Origin of the sequence: Dehalogenimonas formicexedens, from assembly GCF_001953175.1 — a bacterium.
GTDB lineage: Bacteria > Chloroflexota > Dehalococcoidia > Dehalococcoidales > Dehalococcoidaceae > Dehalogenimonas > Dehalogenimonas formicexedens.
Map to the genome: position 1 here is coordinate 1,466,731 of NZ_CP018258.1, position 16,899 is coordinate 1,483,629.

Genomic DNA, 16,899 nt, shown 5'->3' on the forward strand with positions numbered 1-16,899 from the left:
GGTACAATGGGATCGTGACCATCAAACAAACCGTCGCCAAGCTGAAAAAGAAGTACACCCCGACTTATGAACGTTGGCTCGCCAAGCCGCCCATCCAGTTGATCGTCAGGATAGCCAACCAGGCCGGCAACACCGGCGCCGGAGACCTGGCGGGCAATGTTTCGTTTAATGTCATCCTGTCACTGCTGCCTCTGCTTTTCGGTGTGCTCGCTATCTTCGCGTATTTTTTCAACAACATGGACTTCCAGGCTCGGTTGTTCGATTTCTTTTCTGCCAACCTGCCAACGTCGATCGATAATCTCCAGACCAACCTGGCGCGCATCGCGGATTCCAGGGCGGCGCTCGGCTTCGTTGGTATCGTCGGCAGCTTGTGGACGGGGATCAACATTTTCAGCAGCCTGGATGACGCCGTAAATCGCGCCTGGGGCATCCGGAAGTTCCGGCCGGTTTTTAAGTCGAAATTATTGGCTCTGGCGATGTTGTTTAGCTGCGGCTTGCTCTTTTTCTTTTCCATCGGGTTTTCAGGAGCGCTGGAATTTTTCCCGGATATCCCCCTTTTTAAGAGCGCGTTGGTCCAAACCGCTGATTACATAGCCTCCTTCTTGTTGATGTTCCTACTGTTTTCCCTGGTCTACAAGATCTTCCCGAACGCCAAAACCACCTGGCGAGAGGTCTTCCCGGGGGCGCTGTTCGCCGCTGTCGCCTTCGAGCTAGCCCGCCGCTTTTTCTTTGCCTTTGCCGGAAACTCCGCCCGCTTCGAAGTCATCTACGGCAGCCTGTCGACGGTAATCCTGTTCATCACCTGGGTATACTACGCCTCGATGGTGACCATCATCGGCGCCATTTTTACTGTTGAGTACAATGCGTTGCGCCAGGAACGCCGGGAGGGGACGTATCATGTCGTAAAGCCCGGCGAGTCCCACAACGCCCCGTATGAAGAAAAGGTCTTTGCGAAAACTCGAAATAAAGGGAAATAGATATTTATTAAGGGTTTTTTGGGAATGAAAGTCCCACTTTTGTCGTCACGGTCAAATCATTCGATCATTTAGAAGCGTTTGTAGGGGCGAACGGCGTTCGCCCGCATCGTAGGGCACGTTGCGCGTGCCCTGGCTGAATCCTCAACATCATGCGCCCAAATCTTCCTTTGCGAGCCCGCGATGAAATGGGGGCTGGTAATCGTCCTCCCGAGGCACATCAAAAACCCTCTCGTAGGGACACGGCATGCCGTGTCCGCATCTCTCAACGACGTTCCGTAAACATCGTTTGCGAAGCGGCTTATTCGATGATGACATCCAGCCCGTTCAGCAATGACAGCGCTTCGGGCATGGAAAACTTGGTCTTCTTAAGGGTATTGACCCTGGCGTCGATGAAATAGTTTTTGGCGCCCTTGAAATCGGCGCCTGTTAGGTTGGTCTTGAAAAAGCGGCTGTTCTCGAAATCCGTTCCGGTGAAAATCGCCCCGGTCAAGTCGGCTTCGGTGAAATCGGCTTCCTTGGCCTCGCACCTGATCATCTTGATCCGGGGCGGCTTCAGCAGGCGAAAGTTGGAATAATTGAGTTTGCTGTCGGTGAATTCCAGCCCTTCGATGGCATCCGCTTTGGTCCAGTCGATGCCGATCAACTGAGAAGTAGTAAACTTCACTTCGATGAACCTGGTGTGGGGCACCTTGTCGGCGCTGAACCGGCATTCGTTGATCTTGCACTCCAGGAATTTACATCCCTCGAAGGTGCAGTTCACGAAGCTGCATTTGTAAAACTGGCATTCCTCAAATTCGATGCCCTCGAACGCTTCTCCATCGAGCGACAGGGATGTAAAAGACTCCTGGTAATAGGCTTTCTTCTTGAAAATCATATCCGGATTATACTCTTTCGCCAGACTCTTTGACCCGGATAAATATTTCTTGATTAGTCCCAATATGAGGTCTGCGGTTGGTCGATTTCCAGTAGGGGCGGGTTTTTAACCCGCCCGCCTGTCCGTCGTCATTGGTTTTTGTAGGGTGGGTGAAGTAAAACGTAACCCACCAGCCATAACACCCCCCTTTCGTCTTTGCGAGCCATCGGCTTGCCGGGGCGAAGCAATCTGTGGTTCGTCGATCTCCCGCTCGGGCCGACCCACAGGTCACCCGTCCCATCCGGCCGGTCTATCTATCCAACTTCACAGAGATGTCTGTATGCGTTATAATTGGTAACAAGGATCTTTGACGCCGTCTCTTGCCCCTTCGCGCGGCGCACCGTCTCTCTTCAGTAATCAATTCTTAAACCGGGTGCCGGTCCAAGTTCGCCGTCTCATCGCAATCGTTCGGAAAAATCCGGCGACCCTCGAGCGGTGGCTCATAACAGTATTTCAATGGATCATGTCATCCGGATTCCTAATTCAGGAGGTATTTGAATGCAATACCACGCATATAGCGTTCATAATTTTAGGAGCATTCCGCAGATTGCCAATCTGACGCGGGAACAGATCGATGCCATCGAGGTGGTCGGTTCGGTTTTACCTTTCAAGACCAACAATTACGTCGTCGAAAACCTTATAGATTGGTCGAAGGCGCCTGATGATCCCATGTTCATCCTGACCTTTCCCCAAAAAGACATGCTTTCTCCGGAGCATTACGCCACCATGGAGAAACTCATTCTTTCAGGCGCCGATAAAGCCCGCATCAAGGAGGCCGCCGACGCCATCAGGCTGCAGCTCAACCCTCACCCCGCGGGCCAGATCGAACTCAACGTTCCTGTGTGGTGCGGCGAAACTTTGAGCGGCTTCCAACACAAGTACCGGGAGACGGTGGTCTTCTTCCCCAGCCAGGGCCAGACCTGCCACGCCTACTGCACCTTCTGCTTCCGCTGGCCGCAGTTCAGCGGTATGGAAGGGCTGAAGTTTGCCTCCAGGGAGTCCGAACTGCTGGTCGATTACGTCAGGGGCAACCCGGGCGTCACCGACGTTCTTTTTACCGGCGGCGACCCTCTGATCATGAAAACCAAAATCCTTGAATCGTACCTTCGGCCACTTCTGGAGGCCGACTTGCCCAACCTCAGGCACATCCGCATCGGCACCAAGGCGCTAGGCTACTGGCCGTACCGCTTCACCACCGACGACGATGCCGCCGGTTTGTTGTCGCTGTTCAGGGAAGTAAAGGCCGCCGGCAAGCACCTGGCGTTCATGGCTAACTTCAACCATCCGGCTGAACTTGAAGGTGAGGCCGTTGAAGAAGCCATAGCCAGGATTATAGAGACCGGGGCGGTGATCAGGACTCAATCACCCCTCTTGCGGCACATCAACGATTCTCCCGAGGTTTGGGCTGGAATATGGCAGAAGCAGGTCGACCTGGGCTGCATCCCCTATTACATGTTCGTCGCCCGGGACACCGGCGCCCAGCGTTATTTCTCATTGCCCCTGGTGAGGGCATGGGAGATCTTCCGGGAGGCCTATCAGCGCGTCAGCGGCATTTGCCGAACCGTCCGCGGCCCGGTCATGTCCTGCCTCCCCGGCAAGGTGCAGATACTCGGGACCGCCGCCATCCAAGGCCAAAAATTGTTGACCTTCAGGATGATCCAGGGCCGCAATCCGGATTGGGTGGCTCGCCCATTTTTCAGCGAGTACGACGAGGCGGCTACCTGGTACACCGACCTGAAACCCGCCTTCGGCGAAGATTTCTTTTTCAAGGCTGAATTGGACGGGATTTTAAGGAATGGAGCGCATCACCAAAAACATGAATTCGAGTAGTCTGGAACCTGCCCCTTCGGCTTAAAAATACCAGCGGAAGGTCGATTCATGTACCTCAGGCTGGTATCATATGGGAAATCGAGGCCGTTTCACCCCTCAAATACATTCAGAAAGGACCCCCGATGAAAGTATCTGAACTGATCGATGAACTGAAGAAGTATCCCGCCGAGACGAGGGTACTGACGTTCGATCAAAAAGCTTGCTCCTTTGCCGAACCGGTCATTTCCTTCGACGATATGATCGCTGTCACCGAATTTGGGGCGGAGAAGATTTGCGAGCCGTCGAAAAAGTGGCAGTACAGCAGCGCCGCGCCTCTCAAGGTCTTGACCATCAGGTAACCAGACCGTTACCGTCCGTCCCAATTCCGGTTTGTCATTCCCGCGAAAGCGGGAATCCATCTGCGTAGCGGCACGGCACGCCGTGCCCGTCACCCCCGTCGTTTTCGCGAGGCGCCAAAGTTCTTTCGTTCTATGTAAGGGCAAGGGGTGAGGTCGGCGTGTCATCTGTCGTTAGTCCGATCAGCCTTAATACATTCGTGGCATCAGGCATTGTCCAAACCCAAACCTCCCCAGGTTACCTGCCTGTCGCCCATTGCCATCCCCCAATTGTCATTCCGCGAAAGCGGGAATCCATCTACGTAGCGGCCCAGCACGGCACGCCGTGCCCGTCACCCGCAGTCGTCTTTGCGAGGCGCCAAACTTCCTTCGCTCTACGGTAAGGGCTAGGGGTGAGGTCGGCGTGTCATCTGTCGTCAATCCGATCAACCTTAATGCATTCGTAGTCGTAGGCATTTCCAAACCGCCCCCAGGCTACCTGCCTGCCGCCCATTGCCATCCTCCCAATTGTCATTCCCGCGAAAGCGGGAATCCATCTGCGTAGCGGCACGGCACGCCGTGCCCGTCACCCCCGTCGTCTTTGCGAGCCATCGGCTTGCCGAGGCGAAGCAATCGCGGTTGGTTGAGTTTACCGGTAGGGGCGGGTTTTTAACCCGCCCGCCTGTCCGCCGTCCAGTGATTTTTGTAGGGTCGGTATAGCATAGCGACCCTAACCAATTTGACCCACATTCTTTTCATTTTTGCGACGCGTACTCTACCGGCGCGAAGTATTATGCAATCGCTGCTTCCCCTTGTTCCGTTAAAATTCCCGGGATTCTAATCGGGGCCTTTCGGTCGCCAGATCTGTATTGAAAACCCTCTCGCAATTGACTCCAGAATGTAAAACGCCCTGCGACTTTTACATATTTGTTAATTATTTCTTAATATAACCAATTTTTAGCATAAATACCTATTAATCACTATAATTTACGCTAAAAGTCCAATATTGATTAATACTTTAGTACGATGACAAATTGTAATTAAGCGGTTATTCTTGGAAACGGGTTGGATGAATTCCTTCGCTATTCTGAAAGGAGGTACCACAATGTCAACATTTCATTCCACGGTCAGCCGGCGCGAATTCATGAGGGCACTTGGTCTCACCGGGGCGGCTTTGGGGACCGCCGGGCTGGTTGCCCCGGTTTTCCATGACCTTGATGAAGTAGCCGCATCGACAGATTCTGTCGGACCAAAAATGCCATGGTACGTAAAAAAACGAGAAGCCTATAACCCTACGGTTCCTGTCGATTGGTCCTTGGTCAAGCCCTTTGATTCAGATGAGAGAAAGTCATGGCCTTATGAAAAGCGGCCGGCTACTCCCCCCGAAGTCTTCGAAGAACAGATGCTGAAGATCGATCCGAAACTCGATTGGAAAGATCCCAGAAGACAGGCTATGCAGAACGGGGCTAGAGCCAGCTTTTCGAGGAGCCACACCTACGGCGCGTGGCTGGGCGATCTGGGAGCCACCACCCCTGAAAAAGCCAACTATCCTTCCTGGCAAGGCAATGTGGATGAAAACCATAAACTCCTTACCGGTGCCGTACGGTTTTTCGGGTCCCAGGGAGTGGGCCCGTTGGAACGCGATGACAAGTTCATGAAAATGATGTTCAAGAAAAACGGAAATACAACCTACACCTTTGACAGCAGCATTTCGTTAGCAGAAGAACGGAAACTAGCTGGCAACGTGACAGAAAGAGCAATTCCGTCGTCTTATAACTGGGCATTTGTTTGGATTTTCCGGCAGCCGATGGACGCGACTCTGAGACAAGCTGGCGGCGGGGGTAAAAGCACCAGGAATCCCCTGGGTCTTGCCGAAAACTGGGCAATGGCCATTTCGTACAACAGGCTTGATATGGTCGAAGACCGTATCCAAAAATTCCTCCGCGGCCTCGGTTATCACGGTGTCGCCGGCGGAATGTCGGCGAACCTGCCCGGCAACTCCATGGCGATAATGTCCGGGTGGGCGGAGCACGTTCGGATGGGGCAGCCGGTCTCTTTCCCCCGCTGGGGCGTGACTGTTCGCGGGACCTACAAGATGATAACCAATCTCCCATTGCCGGCTGGACAACCGATCGACTTCGGCAACTATGAATTTTGTAAGACCTGTGAAATCTGCTCAGAAACCTGTCCTTCTGGATCCATTCAAAGAGGGGATCCCACCTGGGATGGCAATCCTGTGGGCAACCCAGCCCAGCAGTACGGATTTCTGGGGTGGCGAACTGAGTTTCAAACATGCCCGCACTGTCCGATATGCCACAGGATGTGTCCATTCAACGCCCTGGAGACGGATGGTTATTCATTTGTCCATGATGTTGTCAAGGCGACGATAACAAATACCACCGTACTAAACCGGTTTTTCGCAAACATGGACAGAACTTTCAAGTATTCGGAACTACCGGAAAGCGGTTACTGGGACGTCTTTGATAAACACCCGGTCTGGGGTTGGGATTCCCGAACTTAAAAAAACGATCAGGAGGCAGAAACATGTTTTTCGTAGGTATGTTGATTACCGCCGTTGTGGCTGCATTCGTCATATGGGCAATGAAAAAAGGAATAAAATTTACATGGTATGAGTGGTTGCTTGGAGCCCTAACTATTCTATTCGCGCTGATGACTATTCAACACTATACCGGCTCCTTAGCGGAATATCAGGTTACGGCCGCAAAATTGGGAGGGCTGATGTTTGGCTCTATAACGCTGGTTCTACTGGCTGTAACAGTTCAATTTGTATGGCGCCACAATAAAGCTGTCCGATAACGGCTTGTTTTAACATAGGGGAGGTCTGATAGACCTCCCCTATTCTTATTTTCTTCGCTGTTGTATCGAAAATCTTAATCGTTCTTCCCAACTTGTTTAATTCTCGAACACCAATCCGGATAATGGATTCAGCCTCCTCGTTACCCCCGCCCAAGTCCGATTTGCTATAATAACCCCTGCTTCCTGCCGTAAAACCGGCCGGGACGATAACGAAAGGACTGAAGTGACCAGACTGCGTTTTGACGATCCGGATATCTACAATGCCATCGCCGCCGAGGACAAGCGGCAGCAGGAAACGATCAATCTCATCGCCTCCGAGAACTACGCCTCCCGCGCCATCCTGCAGGCGCAGGGCTCCTCCCTGACCAACAAATACGCCGAGGGCTACCCCGGCAAGCGCTACTACGGCGGCTGCCACAACATGGACACCATCGAGACCATCGCCATCGAGCGCTGCAAGGAGCTGTTCAAGGCCGACCACGCCAACGTCCAGCCCCACTCCGGCGCCCAAGCCAATATGGGCGCCTACTTTGCCCTGATCAAGCCCGGCGACACCATCATGGGCATGAGCCTGTCGCACGGCGGCCACCTCACCCACGGCGCCAAGGTTAACTTCACCGGCAAGATGTACAACGTCGTCGCCTACGGTCTCGACCCGGAGACCGAGCGCATCAATTACGCCGAAATGGAAAAACTGGCCGATGAATGTCAGCCGAAGATTATCGTCGCCGGGGCCTCCGCCTATCCCCGCGTAATAGATTTCGAGCGCATCCGCAGGATCTGCGACAGGGTCGGCGCCAAGATGATGGTGGATATGGCCCACATCGCCGGCCTGGTTGCCGCCGGCGCCCATCCTACCCCCGTCCCCTACGCCGATGTGGTGACCTCGACTACCCACAAGACCCTCCGCGGTCCCCGCGGCGGTTTCATCCTCTGCAAGGCTGAACTGGCCCACGCCATCGACGCCGCCATGTTCCCCGGCATCCAGGGCGGGCCCCTGATGCACGTCCTGGCCGGCAAGGCGGTCGCCTTCCGCGAAGCCACCACCCCTGAATTCGGCGACTACGCCCGCCAGGTGCTGGCCAATTCAAAGACGCTTGCCCGCGAACTCCAGAAGCATGGCTTCCGCCTTGTTTCCGGCGGCACCGACAACCACCTGGTCCTGCTAGATCTCACCGCCACCGGCGTCAACGGCAAGGACGCCGAGGAAGCCCTTGGCCGCTGCAACATCGTGGTCAACCGGAATACGGTGCCTTTCGTCATCAGCCAGAAGGCCACGGCTCCCAACGGCATGCGGCTGGGCACTCCGGCGGTCACCACCCGCGGTTTCGGCGAACCGGAAATGATCCAGATCGCCGCCTGGGTCCACGAGGTTATCAAGAATTTCGGCAATCCCGACATTGAAGCCCGCATCGCCGGAGAAGTCAGGGCGCTGACCGAAAAATTTCCCGTTCCCGGAATAACAGATTAGTATTGAAACCGAGTAAAACAACGAGCACGAACAACCACACTATCTTTCAAATCTTGGGTGGGGACTCCATCCCAGAGGTTTTGGCGAGCGGGGCTGCGAGCCAAAACCTCTTCAAAACAACACCCCTTCCATCGGCGAACAGAGTGAGACGAAGGGAAGGGGCAGGGGATAGGTTTCCACATCCCTGCATTTCGAATTTCGGATTTCGGGCTCCGGATTTAGAGGTAAACGATGGATGAGATGAAGGTCTTCACCGGCAACGCCCACCCGGCATTAGCTAAAGCCGTGGTCGATTATCTCGGCATTCCGATGGGCAACAGTCAGGTCTTCCAGTTCTCCAACGAAAACACTTTCGTTAAGATCCTGGACAACGTCCGCAACCGAGATACCTTTGTCATCCAGCCTTTTTCGACACCGGTTAACCAGAGCATCCTCGAGATGCTGATCATGATCGACGCCCTGAAACGGGCTTCGGCCGGGCGTATCACCGCCGTCGTCCCCTACTACGCCTACGGCCGCACCGATAAGAAAGACCAGCCCCGCGTGCCCATCACCGCCCGTCTCCTTGCCGACTTGCTGACAACTGCAGGTGCCAACCGTTTGCTCACCGTCGATCTCCACGCCGCCCAGATCCAGGGCTTCTTCAACATCCCCGTCGACGAGCTCTCTGCGATGAGCCTGCTGACCACCTACATCAAGAAGATGAACCTGTCGCCTCTGGTGGTCGTCGCCACCGATATCGGTATTTCCAAGCGCGCCAGGGATTTCGCCGCCCGGCTTGACGCGCCCCTCGCCATCATCGAAAAACGCCGCCTCGGCAACGAGGACAAAACGGAAACCCTGAACATCATCGGCGATGTCAAAGGCCGCATCGCCCTCACCGTCGACGACGAGATCGATACCGCCGGCTCTCTGACCAACTCGGTGCAGACGCTTTTAAATAACGGCGCCACCGAGGTCTACGCCTGCTGCACCCACCCGGTGTTGTCCGGTCCCGCCATCAAGCGCATCCAGGGATCGGCGGTCAAAGAAGTCATCGTCACCGATACTATCCCGGTGCTGGGTGAAAAACACATCGATAAGATCACCGTACTATCGGTGGCATCGCTCCTGGGTGAGGCCATCCACCGAATCCATACCGGCCTCTCCGTCGGCGCCATGTTCCAGCAGGAATAGGCCGCTAGCCGCGGCCAAACCGTTCGACCGCCCTGGCGTGCCGCTTGGCGGCCTCGATCTCCCTGTTCTTCGCCGGGGCCTCTGTCACCAGCGAATCCAGGAGTTTAGAAGTAGCCCGGGACACTTCCCTGATCGCCTGGTCGAAGGCTTTGTGATTGGCGGCGGACGGATTGGCAAAGCCGCTGACCTTGCGGACAAACTGCTGCGCCGCCGCGTTGACCTCTTCCTCGGTCGCCGGCGGATCGAAATTGAACAGCATGTGAATATTGCGGCTCATTATCTAGCCTCCCCGGGCTGATCTTCGGCCATTGTTCGATAATACCTGGCAAGCAGGAGACAGCTTTGTTCGGCGACATCTATAGCCGGGCCGCCGCCTGACCCAGGGACGAACCCGGCAAGCATGGTGCCGTTGAAATATGCTTTTTGAAACCTGCGCTTCAAGAAGTCGACGAGCGTATCGAAGTTGCAGGTGGTTGTGAGTTCCATCTTTTCACCTAGAAATGAATAATCGAAATCGAATTGGCAAATTTCCACCATCGGAGCGTCGGATTCGCGGCCGTACATTCGGACGAATTGTTCAACGATTCCCAAGGGTTCATTTGTCTTGGTAGTAACGCGTTTCATCACCGGAATACCACCGGTCAGCATCGTGGCGGCAACATTTACTTTCATCGTGCTTTTGGCAACTGTGTCTTCCACAAAGTTACCGGTCCTGCGGCCTGCCAAGATTAGGAATACATCCGCGCCATTTAAGGTAAGATTTTTGCCGTCATGACTTGTGAAAATGGTTTGGTCATCATCTAAGTCGATTGAGAATGGGGTAATTTCAGGTGAAACTCCGCGCCTCAGTTCAGATTCGGCGATGGTGAAAGCAGCTACTTTCAAAACGGTCAGCGATTGTGCGGCTTGTCGGGCTTCATTGAGTTCCTTGAAATGTCCGATCATGCGGGGTAAACCGCCCGCGAGTTGAAACCGTATCTGGTAATCCGGTTGCTTTACGGCAGCAGCGATCTTGCTTACCAAATCCGGAGTCATTTCGGCTGGCGGCATCGCCGCCACATGGAAAATTTCTTCTCCGCCCATGAATCCAGTATATTACACCGCCAAACGGATGAATAATGTGAAAAAGTTCGACGCGTTATAAAGCGAAAGTAGCGGGAAAAATCAGGAAGGGCGGTGGGTTTGAGTTACTCATCGACGGCCGTCGCCGACAGATCACCTAGAAAATGTTTAGATGAAGACCGCCGATTAACAGGGAGACGGCAGCGGCGTAAGTGACTGATATCAACAGGATAAAAATTGTCGCGAACGCTATCAACAGTTTTGATCTTCTCGATATCCCAAACCCCAATAACCACGATGCCAACCCGACAGTCGCAAGGTCGAGCGCCGCTACCGCCGCCCTGTTCAACGTGAAACCATCAGAAATACCGGCTCCTATCGCGAATGCCAGGACGGGTAATGCCAATATAGTGAATACGATCCAGCCGATTGCCGTCCCGTTGGGAGACCTGAAAAACCGGCTCATTGACTCGTTAACGGCTCGTATAACTTGTTGACGAACCGGCAACCATCATTCGTCGGAGGTTTGAAAAGACACATTTTTTCAGGATTGTCTTTGGAATATTTGATACAACCCCAACATTGGCTGAACAAACGTGGCTTATGTGTCTGGCGGTAAGCAAGGCACAATCGATGCGCCTGTTCGAGAGTCAGAAGAGTTTTCTGGTTCATCGCGCTATTCTGAATGAAACTGGTGGCGGCGGGTAGATTTGAACTACCGACCAAGGGCTTATGAGTCCCCTGCTCTGCCGCTGAGCTACGCCGCCAGGGTGAACTTCGAACGCGACAGACAGTAATTCTATAATCCGCCGCCGACGGCTGTCAATCTTGATTCCGTTATATCTAAAGTACTAATTCCTTTGACCCCTAAACACATCACATGTATAATTAAGCAAGAATCATCATCTTTATCATGAAGGAGGTGATAAGCATGTCCAGGACGCCCTTCCACCGCCGCACCTGACGGGAAATTGATAGGCGCGCTTGCCGCGCCCCCGGGACTGCTTACGCCTCCCTGCCGTCGGGTGTTTTCGGCTAGTTTAGTCGAACATCTCATCTGTTTCATCGCGACGGCGGAGGCACCCCACCGTCTTTCTTTGACGTCGTTCCGACGATCACCGGACTACGGCCGCAGTCCCCTCGAAAACAGCCATTGGTTCAAAAACAAATAATTTCGAGAGGATTATGACATGGTTTTAACCGAAAACGAGCAGATGTGGGCAGACCTTGGTATCGACCTTCAAGCTCATGGTCAACTGATGAATGCCCTCGGTCCCATTTACCAGGACATTTACCTCAGCCAGAAAAACCGCCCCAAGGGCATGGGTTTTTACGATTTCGTCGTCGGAGACATCCACGGCATCCGGGTCAAGGAACTGCGTGAACACGCCAAATCCGGCGGCAAGGTGGTAGCCACCTACTGCGTCTTCGTCCCGGAGGAATTCTGCTGGGCGGCGGGCGCCATACCCATCAGCCTCTGTGCCGGCACCGCCTTTTCCATTCCCGCCGCCGAAGAAGTGCTGCCCCGCAATACCTGCGCTTTGATAAAATCATCCTTCGGCTTCAAGCTGGGCAGGTTGTGCCCCTACGTCCAGGTTTCTCATCTCATCGTCGGTGAGACCACCTGCGACGGTAAGAAAAAGATGTTCGAGCTCCTGGCCGAGCACCAGCCGGTCTACGTCATGGAGGTACCCAACAAGCGAGGACCCGCCGGCCGCGCCCTGTGGCAGCAGGAGGTCCGGGATTTCAAGGCCAGGATCGAAGAACTGACGGGCAACAAGATCACCGCCGAAAACCTGGCCGAGGCGATCAAGAAGGTCAACGCCCGCCGCCGGGAGTTCAAGCGCCTGTCGCAACTCAGGGCCGCCGACCCGGCGCCCATTTCCGGCAAGGACGCCCTCCTGGCCACCCAGGTGTCGATGTACGATGACGTCGACCGCGAGACCCAGATCATGAAAGCTTTAAACGATGAACTCGAGGAGCGGGTCAAAAACGGGGTCGGCGTCTTCCCCAAAGGCGCCAAGCGCATCCTCATCTCCGGCTCCCCCATGGCTATCCCCAACTGGAAGCTGCACCACATCATCGAAAGCGCCGGCGCTGTAGTCGTCGGCGAGGAGTCCTGCACCGGCAGCCGCTTCTTCGATGAGCTCGTTCCCGAGGGTATCACCGACCTCGACGAGATGTTGACCGCACTGGCTGATCGATACTTGAAAACCAACTGCGCCTGCTTCACCCCCAACTGCGAACGGCTGGACGACATCATCGGCATGGCGAAGGCCTTGAATGCCGACGGCGTCATTCACTACAACCTGCAGTTCTGCCACACCTACGCCAACGAGGCCATCCAGGTAGACAAGGCGCTGGAAAAAGCCGGCGTCCCGCTCCTGCGGATTGAGACCGACTATTCCGACGAGGACGCCGGGCAACTCAAGACCCGCATCGATGCCTTCCTGGAGACTTTATAATAACTTCCAACTTTCCTCTCCCTCGATGGGAGAGGAATATATCAAATCCTTTTCAACATCCCTCTCCCTCGACGGGAGAGGGATGAGAGGGTGAGGGTGAAATGCTGCCCAAAATCCATATGAGAGTTTGTCGATGATCGCCGCCAGCCTTGAGTGTTTGCTTTCCCCCTTTCGTAAAGGGGGACTAAGGGGGATTTCCAGCGTGTCCAACGACCGAAAATTGAGCCAGGACCGATGATCGCCGCCGGCCTCGACGTCGGTTCCCGTACCATCAAACTGGTGCTGTTCGCCGAAGGTAAAGTTATCCATTCCGCCGTCGCCGACAGCGGTCTGAAGCCCGTGGACCGCTGCCGTAAGATTCTCGAAGGCCGCTCGTTCGACAAACTAATGGTGACCGGATACGGACGTGACCTGGTGGCGCCCGAATTGTCCGGCGCCACCATCTCCGAGATCTCCGCCCAGGCCGCCGCCGCCCGTTGGCTCTTCCCGGACGCCGGCAGCGTCATCGACATCGGCGGGCAGGACTCAAAGGTCATCCGGCTTTCGGCGGCAGGAGTCGCCAAGTTTGAGATGAACGACCGGTGCGCCGCCGGTACTGGCAAATTCCTGGAGATCATGGCCCGCGCCCTTGAGCTTTCCATCGACGACTTCGCCCAAACCGCCGCCGATGCCGAAAGATCCGTAACTTTGAACTCCCTCTGCACCGTCTTCGCCGAGTCCGAGGTCGTTTCCCTCATCAACAAGGGCGAGGACGCCCACGCCATCGCCCTCGGCCTGCACCAGGCCGTCGCCGCCCGCGTCGGTTCGATGGCAAAAAGGGTCGGCATGGCCGACCGTCTGGTCTTCTCCGGCGGCGGCGCTAAAAACCCCTGCCTGGTAAAATTGCTCGGAGAAAAACTAAACCTTAGAATATCCGTGCCTGACGAGCCTCAAATAACCGCCGCCCTCGGCGCCGCCATCATCGCCTCCCGTTGAGTTTTCCTCTCCCTCGATGGGAGAAAAATTAAAGGAGAGGGTGAAGGGGAGAGGTGTGACGGGCGTCGTAGGGCCGGGGTTTTTAACCCGCCCGCCGCGTTTGTGCAGGGGCGAGCGGCCGCTCGCCCGCCCGGGGTGTGGTTGTGCCACTGCCCGGGAACTGATAACTGAATACTGCCAACTGACAACTAGGAGAATATAATGCCTGATATCATCGATGCCCGCGGCAAGCCCTGCCCCCAACCCGTCCTTCTGGCCGCCGAAGCCCTCAAGTCATCCAACGACATAACCATCATCGTCGATAACCCTGGCTCACAGCAGAACGTAGCCAAGTTCGGCAAGACCCAGGGCTGTGAGTCCTCCGCCGAGGTCAAACCTGACGGCATCTACATCCGTCTGACCAGGTCGGCTGTCGCCGCCAAACCCCAAGCCCCCACTGCCTTCGGGATCGTCATCTTCATCGGCTCGGACATCATCGGCCGCGGCGAGAATACTGAACTCGGCAGCCTGTTGATGCAGAGCTTCCTGAACACTCTCCAATCCCTGCCCAACCGCCCGGAGACCCTCCTCTTCATGAACAACGGGGTCAAACTGGTGGCCGAAGGCTCCCACGTCCTCGGTGAGCTCAGGCAGCTTGCTGATTCAGGCATCGAGCTCCTCGCCTGCGGCACCTGCCTGTCCCGCCTCGGCCTGGCTAACAAGATAGCGATAGGTCAGGTTTCCAACATGTTCACCATCGCTGACACGATGATGCGGGCGTCAAAAGTGATTAGTCTTTAGTTAATAAATCTCCTCTCCCGCTTATAACAGCCCTTCCTTTTTATTCCCTCTCCCATTTTGGGACAGGGCTTGAGGGTGAGGGCGTGCGGGAGAGGACTCTCTTGACCCCTCACTCCCACCCTGTTACAATGCCGCCGTCTGAACGATCGTTCAACGTAATTAAATGACGATAGATTTCACCACAGACGGCGCCTTCGCCGTTATTACTCTGAACCGCCCCGAGGCTTATAACGCCCTCGACCTCGCCAGTCTCCGCGCCCTTTCCGATGCTGTGGCTCGTTTCGAGTCTGACGGAAATCTCCGGGTCGTTATTGTCACCGGTACCGGCAAGGCCTTCAGCGCCGGCGCCGATATCGATGAGACCCTGCCCTTTATGAAGGAACATGGCACCAAAAGCCTGCCCCCCACGATCATGCGCGGCCAGACCGTAACAAAACCCATAATTGCCGCCGTCAATGGGCTTGCACTGGGCGGCGGCTTCGAACTGGCACTAGCCTGCGACCTCCGAATTGCCGCCGTTTCGGCCAGGTTTGGTTTTCCCGAGATCGGCCTTGGTCTCATCCCTGGCTGGGGCGGCACCCAGCGGCTGCCAAGGCTGGTGGGCGCAGGGCGGGCAGCCGAGATGATCCTCACCGGGCGAGCGATCTCCGCGGATGAAGCCGTCCGCATCGGCCTGGTCAACAAGGTCGTCAACGATAATGAACTTTTGCCCGCGGCTCTTGAAATGGCCCGCGCCATCGCCGAAAAATCCGCGGCAGCGGTTGGATTGGCGAAGGAGGCTATTCATAAAGGTCTCGATCTGCCTTTGAACCAGGCGCTTGACTTCGAGGCGGGGCTCGAAGATGCCGTTCTCCACACTCCCGGTTTTGAAGAAGGTATGCGGGCTTACCGCGAAAAGCGGCGGGCGCACAAAGGTCGGTAGTTCAGGCATCCTTGCCTGCACTCAGAAAGTGCGGGCACAAAGATCGGTAGTTCAGGCATCCTTGCCTGCACCAAAAAGTGTGGGCACAAAGATCGTTAGTTCAGGCATCCTTGCCTGCACCAAAAAGTGCGGGCACAAAGATCGTTAGTTCAGGCATCCTTGCCTGCACCAAAAAGTGCGGGCACAAAGATCGTTAGTTCAGGCATCCTTGCCTGCACCAAAAAGGGGGTTTTCACAATGCCCATCAAAAAAGTCGGCGTAGTCGGTTTCACCGGCGTCATGGGCGCGGGTATCGTTCAGCTTTGCGCCCAGTCCGGTTATCAGGTGGTCGGCTTTTCCCGCAACCAGGAGCGCACCAAGAAGGCGCTGGCGACTATCGAAAAACATCTCTCCCGCCTGGTTGAAAAAGAAAAAATCTCCCCCGCCGATAAAGCCGCCGCCCTGGCGCGCATCTCGACGTCCGATTCGATGTCTGCCCTTGCCGATTGCGACCTCGTCATCGAGAGCGCCGTAGAGAACATGGAACTCAAGAAAGGGGTCTTCGCCGAACTGGATTCCGTCTGCCGCCCGGATGCTATCCTGGCTACCAACACCTCTTCCCTGTCGATCATCGATCTGGCCATGGCCACCCATCGCCCCAACCAGGTCCTCGGCCTGCATTTCTTCAACCCGGCGCCCCTGATGCCGCTCCTTGAGGTCGTCAGGACCATCGCCACATCCGACGAGACGCTGGCCATAGGCAAAGCCTTCGGCGAGTCCTTGAACAAAACCATAATCGTCGCCCGCGACGCGCCGGGCTATATCGTCAACACCCTGCTTATTCCTTATCTCCTGAACGCCATCCGCATGCTTGATCGCGGCCAGGCCGCCCGCGAAGACATCGATACTGCCATTAAAGCCGGATTGAACTACCCGATGGGCCCGCTGCAGGTCGCGGATTATATCGGGCTGGATGCCCTGCTGTTTATTGCCAATATCATGTATGAAGAGTCAAAGGAGCCGCAGTACGCCGCGCCGCCTCTTTTAAAGAAGATGGTCACCGCCGGCTGGCTGGGCCGCAAGTCCGGCAAAGGCTTCTATGAATACCGGTAATACCCGAAAAAAGACTTATCCCATCAAAAGCGCGAACTTTTGGCAGGGTGAATTGAGTTTTGGGATTTGTCCTGTGCTTGTTGCGGTTTTTTAGTCAATTGCCCG

At 55.4% G+C, this 16,899-nt stretch carries 16 protein-coding genes and 1 tRNA gene; 13 read left to right on the plus strand and 4 right to left on the minus strand.

Annotated elements, in window-relative coordinates; translation table 11 throughout:
- Positions 1–14: 14 nt before the first annotated feature.
- Entirely contained in the window at positions 15–977 is a 963-nt protein-coding gene (locus Dform_RS07645; protein WP_076004477.1) for a YihY/virulence factor BrkB family protein, read from the plus strand.
- Between the two features lie 298 nt (positions 978–1,275).
- Here Dform_RS07645 and Dform_RS07650 read toward each other — a convergent pair whose 3' ends face one another.
- A complete protein-coding gene (locus tag Dform_RS07650) occupies positions 1,276–1,851 on the minus strand; it encodes a pentapeptide repeat-containing protein (RefSeq protein ID WP_076005117.1) in 576 nt (191 codons plus the stop codon).
- A 537-nt stretch (positions 1,852–2,388) separates the two neighbouring features.
- Between Dform_RS07650 and Dform_RS07655 the strand changes: the two genes are divergently transcribed.
- The 6 genes from Dform_RS07655 (at position 2,389) to Dform_RS07680 (ending at position 9,498) form a co-directional block, all read left to right on the plus strand.
- Complete coding sequence (locus tag Dform_RS07655; protein WP_076004478.1) at positions 2,389–3,720, plus strand: KamA family radical SAM protein; 1,332 nt, start codon at positions 2,389–2,391, stop codon at positions 3,718–3,720.
- Between the two features lie 122 nt (positions 3,721–3,842).
- Positions 3,843–4,058, plus strand: coding sequence for a hypothetical protein (locus Dform_RS07660; protein ID WP_076004479.1), 216 nt, complete (start codon positions 3,843–3,845; stop codon positions 4,056–4,058).
- A gap of 1,081 nt (positions 4,059–5,139) precedes the next feature.
- Positions 5,140–6,555 (plus strand): reductive dehalogenase, encoded by a 1,416-nt coding sequence (locus Dform_RS07665; RefSeq protein ID WP_076004480.1) that lies wholly within the window; start codon positions 5,140–5,142, stop codon positions 6,553–6,555.
- Positions 6,556–6,578: 23 nt separating this feature from the next.
- Positions 6,579–6,851, plus strand: a complete 273-nt coding sequence (locus tag Dform_RS07670; RefSeq protein WP_076004481.1) for a hypothetical protein — start codon at positions 6,579–6,581, stop codon at positions 6,849–6,851.
- Positions 6,852–7,074: 223 nt separating this feature from the next.
- The gene (locus Dform_RS07675) at positions 7,075–8,322 is read left to right on the plus strand and encodes a serine hydroxymethyltransferase (protein ID WP_076004482.1); all 1,248 of its coding nucleotides are present in this window, start codon (positions 7,075–7,077) and stop codon (positions 8,320–8,322) included.
- A gap of 231 nt (positions 8,323–8,553) precedes the next feature.
- Positions 8,554–9,498: a ribose-phosphate diphosphokinase gene (locus Dform_RS07680; protein ID WP_076004483.1), complete on the plus strand. Its 945-nt coding sequence runs from the start codon at positions 8,554–8,556 to the stop codon at positions 9,496–9,498.
- Between the two features lie 4 nt (positions 9,499–9,502).
- Here the strand turns inward: Dform_RS07680 and Dform_RS07685 are convergent, their stop codons facing one another.
- Together Dform_RS07685 and Dform_RS07690 are read right to left on the minus strand one after the other, a co-directional pair.
- Complete coding sequence (locus Dform_RS07685; RefSeq protein WP_076004484.1) at positions 9,503–9,775, minus strand: DUF2277 domain-containing protein; 273 nt, start codon at positions 9,773–9,775, stop codon at positions 9,503–9,505.
- Complete coding sequence (locus tag Dform_RS07690; RefSeq protein ID WP_076004485.1) at positions 9,775–10,581, minus strand: hypothetical protein; 807 nt, start codon at positions 10,579–10,581, stop codon at positions 9,775–9,777. Before Dform_RS07690 ends, Dform_RS07685 begins: the two co-directional genes overlap by 1 nt.
- A gap of 191 nt (positions 10,582–10,772) precedes the next feature.
- Here Dform_RS07690 and Dform_RS11255 point away from each other — a divergent pair, with 191 nt between their 5' ends.
- A complete protein-coding gene (locus Dform_RS11255; RefSeq protein WP_145925551.1) occupies positions 10,773–11,057 on the plus strand; it encodes a hypothetical protein in 285 nt (94 codons plus the stop codon).
- 195 nt (positions 11,058–11,252) lie between these two features.
- Here the strand turns inward: Dform_RS11255 and Dform_RS07700 are convergent.
- Positions 11,253–11,327: transfer RNA gene (locus Dform_RS07700), tRNA-Met, on the minus strand.
- Positions 11,328–11,750: 423 nt separating this feature from the next.
- Between Dform_RS07700 and Dform_RS07705 the strand changes: the two genes are divergently transcribed.
- From Dform_RS07705 to Dform_RS07725, 5 genes are all read left to right on the plus strand, one after another.
- On the plus strand, positions 11,751–13,025 hold the full coding sequence (locus tag Dform_RS07705; RefSeq protein WP_076004487.1) for a double-cubane-cluster-containing anaerobic reductase: 1,275 nt from the start codon (positions 11,751–11,753) through the stop codon (positions 13,023–13,025).
- Between the two features lie 234 nt (positions 13,026–13,259).
- Positions 13,260–14,000: an acyl-CoA dehydratase activase gene (locus Dform_RS07710; RefSeq protein ID WP_076004488.1), complete on the plus strand. Its 741-nt coding sequence runs from the start codon at positions 13,260–13,262 to the stop codon at positions 13,998–14,000.
- Positions 14,001–14,201: 201 nt separating this feature from the next.
- The gene (yedF, locus tag Dform_RS07715) at positions 14,202–14,780 is read left to right on the plus strand and encodes a sulfurtransferase-like selenium metabolism protein YedF (protein ID WP_076004489.1); all 579 of its coding nucleotides are present in this window, start codon (positions 14,202–14,204) and stop codon (positions 14,778–14,780) included.
- 163 nt (positions 14,781–14,943) lie between these two features.
- Positions 14,944–15,702 (plus strand): enoyl-CoA hydratase/isomerase family protein, encoded by a 759-nt coding sequence (locus Dform_RS07720; protein ID WP_076004490.1) that lies wholly within the window; start codon positions 14,944–14,946, stop codon positions 15,700–15,702.
- Between the two features lie 243 nt (positions 15,703–15,945).
- Positions 15,946–16,794, plus strand: coding sequence for a 3-hydroxyacyl-CoA dehydrogenase family protein (locus tag Dform_RS07725; protein ID WP_076005118.1), 849 nt, complete (start codon positions 15,946–15,948; stop codon positions 16,792–16,794).
- The last annotated feature ends 105 nt before the right edge of the window (positions 16,795–16,899 follow it).